The 9,041-nt window shown below is 46.0% G+C and carries 8 protein-coding genes; 2 read left to right on the forward strand and 6 right to left on the reverse strand.

Translation table 11 applies throughout. The annotated features are described in order from the left end of the window. Positions 1 to 43: 43 nt before the first annotated feature. Positions 44 to 1,399, reverse strand: a complete 1,356-nt coding sequence (locus FTT86_RS08220; protein ID WP_180180985.1) for an amino acid permease — start codon at positions 1,397 to 1,399, stop codon at positions 44 to 46. 332 nt (positions 1,400 to 1,731) lie between these two features. Here FTT86_RS08220 and prpF point away from each other — a divergent pair, with 332 nt between their 5' ends. Both prpF and FTT86_RS08230 read left to right on the forward strand, forming a co-directional pair. Then, the gene (gene prpF / locus FTT86_RS08225; protein WP_180180986.1) at positions 1,732 to 2,922 is read left to right on the forward strand and encodes a 2-methylaconitate cis-trans isomerase PrpF; all 1,191 of its coding nucleotides are present in this window, start codon (positions 1,732 to 1,734) and stop codon (positions 2,920 to 2,922) included. A 225-nt stretch (positions 2,923 to 3,147) separates the two neighbouring features. Next, positions 3,148 to 4,053 (forward strand): polyprenyl synthetase family protein, encoded by a 906-nt coding sequence (locus tag FTT86_RS08230; protein ID WP_180180987.1) that lies wholly within the window; start codon positions 3,148 to 3,150, stop codon positions 4,051 to 4,053. An 83-nt stretch (positions 4,054 to 4,136) separates the two neighbouring features. On the opposite strand, the gene putP is transcribed toward FTT86_RS08230, so the two are convergent. The 5 genes from putP to FTT86_RS08255 form a co-directional block, all read right to left on the reverse strand. Then, on the reverse strand, positions 4,137 to 5,627 hold the full coding sequence (gene putP, locus FTT86_RS08235; protein WP_121980224.1) for a sodium/proline symporter PutP: 1,491 nt from the start codon (positions 5,625 to 5,627) through the stop codon (positions 4,137 to 4,139). 211 nt (positions 5,628 to 5,838) lie between these two features. Next, positions 5,839 to 6,693 carry an SPFH domain-containing protein gene (locus FTT86_RS08240; RefSeq protein WP_004279377.1) on the reverse strand — a complete coding sequence of 285 codons (855 nt, stop codon included), beginning with the start codon at positions 6,691 to 6,693 and terminating at the stop codon, positions 5,839 to 5,841. 12 nt (positions 6,694 to 6,705) lie between these two features. Continuing rightward, positions 6,706 to 7,179: an NfeD family protein gene (locus tag FTT86_RS08245; protein WP_005104688.1), complete on the reverse strand. Its 474-nt coding sequence runs from the start codon at positions 7,177 to 7,179 to the stop codon at positions 6,706 to 6,708. 102 nt (positions 7,180 to 7,281) lie between these two features. Continuing rightward, a complete protein-coding gene (locus FTT86_RS08250) occupies positions 7,282 to 8,199 on the reverse strand; it encodes a patatin-like phospholipase family protein (protein WP_180180988.1) in 918 nt (305 codons plus the stop codon). Positions 8,200 to 8,262: 63 nt separating this feature from the next. Further along, positions 8,263 to 8,892: a 1-acyl-sn-glycerol-3-phosphate acyltransferase gene (locus FTT86_RS08255; RefSeq protein ID WP_180180989.1), complete on the reverse strand. Its 630-nt coding sequence runs from the start codon at positions 8,890 to 8,892 to the stop codon at positions 8,263 to 8,265. Positions 8,893 to 9,041: the final 149 nt, after the last annotated feature.

A 9,041-nucleotide genomic window follows, 5' to 3' on the forward strand; every position in this document is an offset into this window, starting at 1 on the left:
GCCGAAGCAATAACTTTTAAGGACTCATAGCTACAGGAGTTGTCTAGGTATTTTTAGGCTTAAGTAACTTAAACAGACCGAACATGACCACGATCCAAAGCGGGATCATCAAAATAGATTCCTGGAATCCTTGCGTCCACATGATGTAAAGAATCGTAAGAATAAAACCAAGAACCAGAATATTGCCCGCTGGAGACCACAGCGCAGGGAAGGAAGTCTTCTGTCCTAGCTTTTTCATGCTCTGAATGAACTTGAGATGGGTCAGCGTAATCATGGCCCAGTTCAATACCAATGCACCGACTACGATGTAAATCAGATGGCTTAAGGCATCTTCAGGCACGAAGTAATTAAGTAGTACACAGCCAAAAATCAGCGCGGCAGAGAACAATACAGCAGGAATTGGCGTACCTTGCTTATTCACTTTCATGAAGACTTTAGGTGCATTTCCTTGTTGAGCCAGACCATAGAGCATACGGCTGTTGGCGTACATACCACTGTTATATACAGACAATGCTGCTGTCAGGATAATAAAGTTCAGTAAGTGTGCTGCCCAGTCAATGCCAAGCTGGCTGAAAATCATCACGAACGGACTTTTGTCCAGACCACCAAGCTCAAGCTGATTCCAAGGCACGAGTGACAACAGAATCGTCAAAGCACCGACATAGAAAATCAGAATACGGAAAACCACCTGATTAATGGCTTTCGGAATAGTTTTTTCCGGATTTTCAGCTTCTGCAGCCGCCATACCAATGAGTTCGATACCACCGAAGGCAAACATTAAGAATGCCAGCATGTAGAACAGACCTTCAAAACCATTCGGGAAGAAACCGCCCGCGGTCCAAAGGTTAGTAAAAGATGCGCCTGAAGAAGCATCAGCAGTCAGGATCAGATACAGGCCAAAGACAATCATCGAGATGACCGCAGTCACTTTAATGATGGAAAGCCAGAATTCTGATTCACCGTAGAATTTCACATTGCCGAGATTGACCAGTGTAATCACGATAAAGAAAAACAATACCGATGCCCAGGCTGGAATATGCGGCCACCAGTAGTTAATATATTTCGCAACCGCAGTAAGTTCGGTCATGGCCACCAGGATATACAAAATCCAGTAGTTCCAACCCGCAAGGAAACCAGGGAATTTGCCCCAGTATTTATAAGCAAAATGGCTGAATGAACCTGCGACAGGTTCATGAACAATCATCTCACCCAATTGACGCATGATTAAAAATGCAATCAGGCCCCCAATGGCATAGCCTAAAATAATAGAAGGACCCGCAGATTGGATCACCTGTGCGGAACCTAAGAATAAGCCTGTGCCAATTGCACCGCCCATGGCGATCAACTGAATATGACGGTTCTTTAAGCCACGCTGAAGTTGTGAAGACTCGTTATTCAAAGTGTTCAGCCCGACAATGGAAAATGATAAGTGGCTGATTGTAATTGATCAGACTAAAGAAGCCTAGTCCATCCTAAGAATGAAATATTGTTGAAGGAATGATAAAAAATATTCATATAAATAATTGAAATAAAATATAAATGAATCAATATATTAATTTTATTGAAAGTGTAACTGACGAGTTCTCTTTTTTCTTGGATAAAACACAAATGCCGTTTTTTTATACTAAGGTCTGGCAGTCAAGCAGTTCTGCTTTCAACATACTATACTTTGAATATAAATATTGAATAACCCGTACGAAAACAAAGACAAGTCAAAGGATGAAATAATTCATGAGTTTTGCCGCCCAAATCAAGATTCCTGCCACCTATATGCGTGGAGGCACCAGTAAAGGTGTTTTCTTTAAGCTGGATGACCTGCCTATAGCAGCACAACAGCCGGGCCGGATTCGTGATCAGCTTTTGCTGCGCGTGATTGGTAGTCCAGACCCTTATGGGAAGCAGATTGATGGTATGGGTGGTGCCAGTTCCAGTACTAGTAAAACGGTCATTCTGTCAAAAAGCCTGCACGCTGATCATGATGTCGATTATTTATTTGGTCAGGTGTCAATTGACCGTCCTTTTGTAGACTGGAGCGGTAACTGCGGCAATCTGACCGCGGCAGTGGGAGCATTTGCCATTTCCAATGGTCTGGTCGATGCCGAACGTATTCCTGAAAATGGGTTATGCACGGTACGGATCTGGCAGGCCAATATCCAGAAAGCCATTATTGCACATGTGCCGATGCAAGATGGTCAAGTGCAGGAATTGGGTGATTTTGAACTGGATGGCGTAACCTTTCCTGCGGCGGAAGTGCAGATCGAGTTTCTGGATCCAGCCGATGACGATGCTGAAGGTGGTTCGATGTTTCCGACAGGCAATCTGGTCGATACTTTGGAAGTGCCCAATATTGGCAGCTTCGAAGTGACCATGATTAATGCCGGCATTCCAACTGTATTTTTAAATGCGGGAGATCTCGGCTATAAGGGCACAGAGCTTCAGGATCATATCAATAATGACGTAGCAGCCCTGACAAAATTTGAGACAATTCGTGCCTATGCGGCGAAGCAGATGGGACTGATTCAGAATATTGCAGAAGCCGTAACCCGACAACACACGCCAAAAATTGCCTTTGTTGCACCACCGAGTAGCTATACCTCTTCAAGTGGCAAAACTGTCACTGAATCAGACACCGATATTCTGGTTCGTGCCTTGTCTATGGGTAAACTCCATCATGCCATGATGGGTACGGCTGCGGTGGCGATTGGTACAGCTGCAGCAATTCCCGGAACACTGGTGAACCGGGTCGCAGGCGGAGTAGAGCGTGAAGCGGTGCGTTTCGGTCATCCTTCCGGGACGTTGAGAGTCGGTGCACAAGCAAGTTTTGAAAATGGTGAGTGGAAAGTGAAAAAGGCCATCATGAGCCGGAGTGCCCGCGTCTTGATGGAAGGCTGGGTGCGCGTACCAGAAGATGTTCTCGTTTAAATGCTGTGCATACATTTAACCTGAATAAAACCACCGGTTCTGCGGTGGTTTTTTTATGGTTTAAAATCTCTGACTTGCTTATTTGATGTTGAATAGCAAATTTCAGCAGAACAATTCAATTTATGGCTGAAAATTCAAGGCATTTCTAGGTACAATGCCTGATCAGCGTACAGGCATTTATTCGCTTGTCATTTTATTCTTCTGGACTACGTATTCGAGGCGAATGTGTCATCTATCACTGACGTATCAACCCATGCACTCACTCAAGCACAACACCGCATTCAACAGGATTTATTGACCGCTCTGGAAGCCTTTGCTATTCCGGAACCTTTAAGGTCGGCAGTCCATCATGCTGTGATGCTTGGCGGTAAACGAGTACGTCCAGCACTATGCTATGCCACCGCCGCATTAAAACCCAACCAGAATAGCGCTGCAGTGCGCCGTGCAGCGGTTGCGATCGAGTTTATTCACTGCTATTCACTGGCCCATGATGATCTGCCGTGTATGGACAATGATTTGCTACGTCGTGGCCAGCCGACCTGCCATGTAGCTTATGGGGAAGATACAGCGTTGCTGGCAGGTGATATCCTGCAGTCTATGGCTTTTGAAACTTTGAGCAGTCGTCTGTTTGATCAGGGGCCAGCGGTAGAAGCTTCCATTGTACTGAAGCAGATGCAGATTCTGGCAACCGCTTCTTCGAAAATGGTGAATGGTCAGGTTTTAGATTTGCAGTCTGAAGGCAAGAAAATCGATCAGCAAGCACTGGAAAATATTCATCGCAATAAAACCGGTGCTTTGATTAGTGCCGCGATCATGATGGCGGCGGTGACTATTTTTGAGGGTACCGATCTGGCCATTCCTAAATTACGTGAGTTTGGACAGGCGATTGGTCTGGCCTTTCAGGTACAGGATGATATTTTGGATATTATTTCCGATACCGAAGTGTTGGGGAAAACAGCCGGCAAGGATGAACAGGTAGAAAAATCGACCTATCCGGCATTGATGGGTTTGGAGCAGGCCAAAGCCTATGCCCAGCAATTACATGATCAGGCGATCAATGCCTTGAACCATTTTGAAGGGGCGGAAGAGTTGAGGCAAATTACCCAGTTCCTGCTCACGCGCAAAAGCTGATTGGAAAATTATTTTCCTTACAAGGTTTAAAGTAATTCCATAAAAAAAGAGGACTTGAAGTCCTCTTTTTAGTTGCTACAGAATTATTTGCTTTCGTTGTACAGACGTTCAGCTTCTTCAAAACGGTCAGTCACTTCTGCTGTTGGTGCTTTACCCATCAGACTCACCACCACAATTGCCAGCATTGAACAGATAAAGCCAGGAACGATTTCATACAGGCCAGTGTCTGCAAACAGATTCTTCCAGAAAATAACCACGACTGCACCCACGATCATACCGGCTAAAGCACCATTCAAGGTCATGCGTTTCCAGAACAATGACAGGATAATCAATGGACCAAAAGCGGCACCAAAACCTGCCCATGCATAAGCCACCAGACCCAGCACTTTAGATTCAGGATTACCTGCCATCCAGATCGCCAACAAGGCAATCAGCAGTACCATCAAACGACCAACCCAGACCAGTTCTTTTTGCGAGGCATTTTTACGCAGGAAAGACTTATAGAAATCTTCCGTCAGGGTACTTGAGCAGACCAGAAGCTGACAGCTTAAAGTACTCATTACTGCGGCAAGAATGGCAGCAAGCACCACACCTGCAATCCATGGGTTAAACAGGATTTTGGTCAGTTCCATAAATACTGTTTCAGGATTGGCATTCACCACGCTTGCCAGTTCTGGATGCTGCTGGAAATAAGCAATACCAAAGAAGCCGGCTGCCACCGCACCGCCAAGACATAGAATCATCCAGGTCATGCCAATACGGCGTGCATTTGGAATCGACTTCACCGAATCTGCTGCCATGAAGCGCACCAGAATATGCGGCTGGCCAAAGTAACCCAGACCCCAGGCGAGTAGGGAAATAATCGCAACAAAGCTCAGATCACCCAGAATATTCATTGCTTGAGGACGAGCAGCTTCCAGTGCCAAAGTCACCTGGGACATATCTGAAAATGCCATCAATGTCACGATTGGCGTTAGCAACAGGGCGAAGATCATCAGACCCGCCTGAATGGTATCGGTCCAGCTCACAGCCAGGAAGCCACCAATAAACACATAGCTGATGGTGGCAATCGCACTGATCCAGAGCGCAGTGCTGTAAGACATGTCAAACATGCTTTCGAACAGGCGTGCACCTGCGACCATGCCGGAAGCACAGTAAATCGCAAAGAAAATCAGAATCACGAAAGCCGAAACAATACGCAGGATTTTCTTCTGGTCGTTAAAACGATTCGAGAAATAATCCGGCAGGGTCAGGGCATTGTGCTGGACTTCGGTATGTACGCGTAAACGGCCAGCGACCAGTAGCCAGTTGAGCCAGGCACCAATAATCAGACCGATGGCAATCCACATTTCAGACAGACCGGAAAGATAAATCGCACCGGGCAGGCCCATCAGGAGCCAGCCACTCATGTCGGAAGCCCCTGCAGAAAGTGCAGTGACAAAACTCCCTAAACGTCGGCCCCCTAAGATGTAATCGGAAAAGTTGCTTGTCGCGCGATAAGCCATCAGGCCAATCACCACCATTGCGACAATATAGAAAAGAAAAGTAATTAAGGTTGGATTTAGGGAGCTCATACGGTATCCATTTTTAAGTTGGACAGTAGATCGAAACAAGGAATAAGACAGCTGCGAAAAGCTTTAATCCGAAAGCCAGGCAACATCAAATCCAGTAGATTTCAAAAATAAACGCGAAATTTAACCATAAATTCACAATTTTTGCTGAGATTTTCTTGTGCGAATAAAAATAGGCAACCCTCAGGCTGCCTATATAAAGTGAAAAAATCAATTAGTTAGGGCGACCCATAACACCACGGATCGTATTTAACACATCGGCTGGAAGTACTACCGTCTTGGCATTTGGCGATTTGGCCATATCCTGCATGGCTTTAATATACTGTTCACCGAGTAAATAGGCGACCGGAATTTCATTATCACCAATGGCGGAAGTCACCATGTCAATTGCACGTTGTGAAGACTCAGCCAGTACCACTTGTGCTTCGGCATCACGACGTGAGGCTTCCAGACGGCCATCTGCTTCCAGAATTGCAGCCTGTTTTTCACCATCAGCTTTGGTGACGGTTGCACGACGCTGACGTTCAGCAGCAGCCTGTTCTTCCATCGCAGTCTGCATGGTGATAGAAGGTTTAATATCCTGAATTTCTACAGTTTTTAAGGTAATTCCCCAGTCCGAGATATCATCGGAAATACTGGATTTTAAACGTGCCTTGATATGATCACGTGAAGATAAAGCATCGTCCAGATCCATTTCACCGACAATCGAACGCAGTGAGGTTTGTACCAGGTTCTGAATCGCCCAGGAATAGTTTTCAATCCCGTACACGGCTTTTTCTGGTGTGGTCAGGTTGATATAGGCCACGGCATTCATCAGCAGAACCGCGTTATCACGGGTAATCACTTCCTGTGAGGGAATATCCAGAACGATATCTTTGGTTGTGACTTTATAGGCGACTTCATCCACATAAGGAATGACAAAATTCAGACCCGGATTTAGCGTGGTGTGGTATTTACCCAGACGCTGTACGATCCATTTGTAGCCTTGCGGCACAATCCGCACACCTTTAAAAATGGTAATCGCAACAAAGGCCAGAAACGCGATAACAATGATAGAACCACCAGACATAGCTTATTCACCTTATTGATTTTGATAATTCGTGCTGTGGGGTTGTACGACTAGATCATTACCCAGAATATCCACGACGCGAACGCGGTCTCCGACCTGAACTGGGTCCAGAGTTCGGCATTCCCATTCATCCGAACCTAAAACTGGCATCGGAAAGCGCACCCGGATTTGCCCATGATCCAGATTAGTCTGAATCACCATGCCCACCTGACCAATGGTCGCTTCACGCGATAGACCGGCTTTGGTCTTATCAATGGAAAGTGGCTTGATAAACTTAAACCAGAGCAGCGTACACAGAACAGAAAGTACGATCCAGGTCAGGAGCTGGGTCGTCAGTCCCATCATCGGGAACATCCAGTACAGGACGCCAACCATGATGGCACCGATCCCGAACCACAGGGCAGCAAATGCGGGCAGTAGTAATTCCGATAGAATCAGAAGGATGCCTAATACAAACCAGTGCCAAGGTTCAAGAACTAATTCCATATCGTGACCTATATCGCTAAGTATTTAATTAATCATCATCTTTATATGATTGATCTTCAATGTAGCAGATGCGGCCGCAGATGAATATAAAAAATTCATGCATCAAAATTTTGCCGGACGTAGCGGTTTAAATGCCGCGGGAGACTGCTTAAAGTTGCTAATGGCTTTTTCAATAGTACGGATTTTCAGCTGAGCAGCCTTTTCACCTTCCAGAATGGTGGCATTGCTGGCTTTCAGGTCTAAAGTACCGATGTGGCCGACTTTAGGCTGAATCACTACAGTGGCCTGGCTCAACTCTTCATTAATGCTTTGCTGTCCCATAATATTCAGGGTCTGATCCAGTACACCCCACATGTTGAGGGCTTTATTGCCATCTGGGCGTGCAGAAATATCCACGGCAATGACAATATCTGCTCCCATATCTTTGGCGGTCTTGACCGGAATCGGACTGACCAGGCCACCGTCAACATATTTGGTGCCGCCAATCACGGCAGGCACAAACACATTCGGAATACTGCAGGATGCTCGAACCGCCTGTCCGGCATTGCCTTTAATAAAGTCAGCTTTACGGCCATTGTCCAGGCGAGTGGCAACTGCAGCAAAACGAATTGGGAATTGTTCAATCGGTTTGTTCGCCACATTTTTATTGACGAAATCCTGCAATTTTTGTCCGGCAATAATTCCTTGCCGATTTAAAGTGAGGTCACGGATATCGGATTCCTTAAAATTCAGGGCAATCTGCTGTAACTGATAAGGCGATTTGCCACTGGCATACAAACTGCCGACAAAACTGCCGGCACTGGTGCCTGTGACAATTTTTGGTTTGATGCCGTGTGATTCGAGCACTTTAATCACACCAATATGAGCAAAACCTTTGGCACCGCCACCACCGAGGGCAATGGCGACGACAGGTTCACGGGCTTTTAATGGCGTGGCAGGCGTAGGTGTTTTGGTGGCTTTGTCACAGGCTGCAAGACTGAAACCAAGGCAGCCAATTAAGGCATAACGGGCTAATTTCATTATAAAAACTGGTGATTAAATCAACAAAATTCAGGCTATCACATCAAAAAAAGCCGTATTTGCCTAGTCTTTTTTCAAAAGCTTTTGTAACGGCTTGGCCACCCAGTCTGGATTTTTGGCCGAGAATTTACCTTGATAATGCTGATAAATCTGTTCCAGGTCGTATTCATAATCACCGGTCAGATGGTAGATGCCCAGGATATGAATGGTCTTGATATCGTAATCAAAGGAAAACATCACAATCGGCAAATGGGCTACCTTGGCAATATGATAAAAACCGCTGCGAATTTTATCCGGTGCCTTACGTGAACCTTCCGGTGCCATACCGACCCAGATCTGTTCTGATTTTTCAATGATGTCTACAATCTGTCGGGTATGACCTTGCGGACTATCGCGCACCACCGGAACTACACCAATCCATTCCAGAACCGGCTTCAGTGGTGTGCGGAACAGGCTGTCTTTACCAAAAATTGTAATCTGAATCCCGAGACCGAGCAGGGCGTTAAAACCGAGCCAGGCATCAATATTGGAAGTATGCGGAGAAATAATCGCCACAGCTTTAGCTAAGTCTGGAAATTCTCCTTCCAGACGCCAGCCCTGAGCCAAGAAAAGCTGCCTGAAAAAAGTCCGGCTCAGCTTGCTGCCGCGGGCTGGCACATGCGGCGGGAGTTGGGGGAAACGTATTTGGGCCATTGCTTTTGTCTCTTCCTGAAACTAGGGTGTGTTGACACTTTTAGCTTAAAAAAATAGCGAAGTAGTAAAATCAAATCGCCAAACCCAATTTTACTATTCGCTATGCCTCGTACCATGCTGACAGATCAACACTGGCAAAAGTTGAAAGT

It is taken from the genome of Acinetobacter sp. YH01021 (assembly GCF_013420255.1).
Lineage (GTDB): Bacteria > Pseudomonadota > Gammaproteobacteria > Pseudomonadales > Moraxellaceae > Acinetobacter.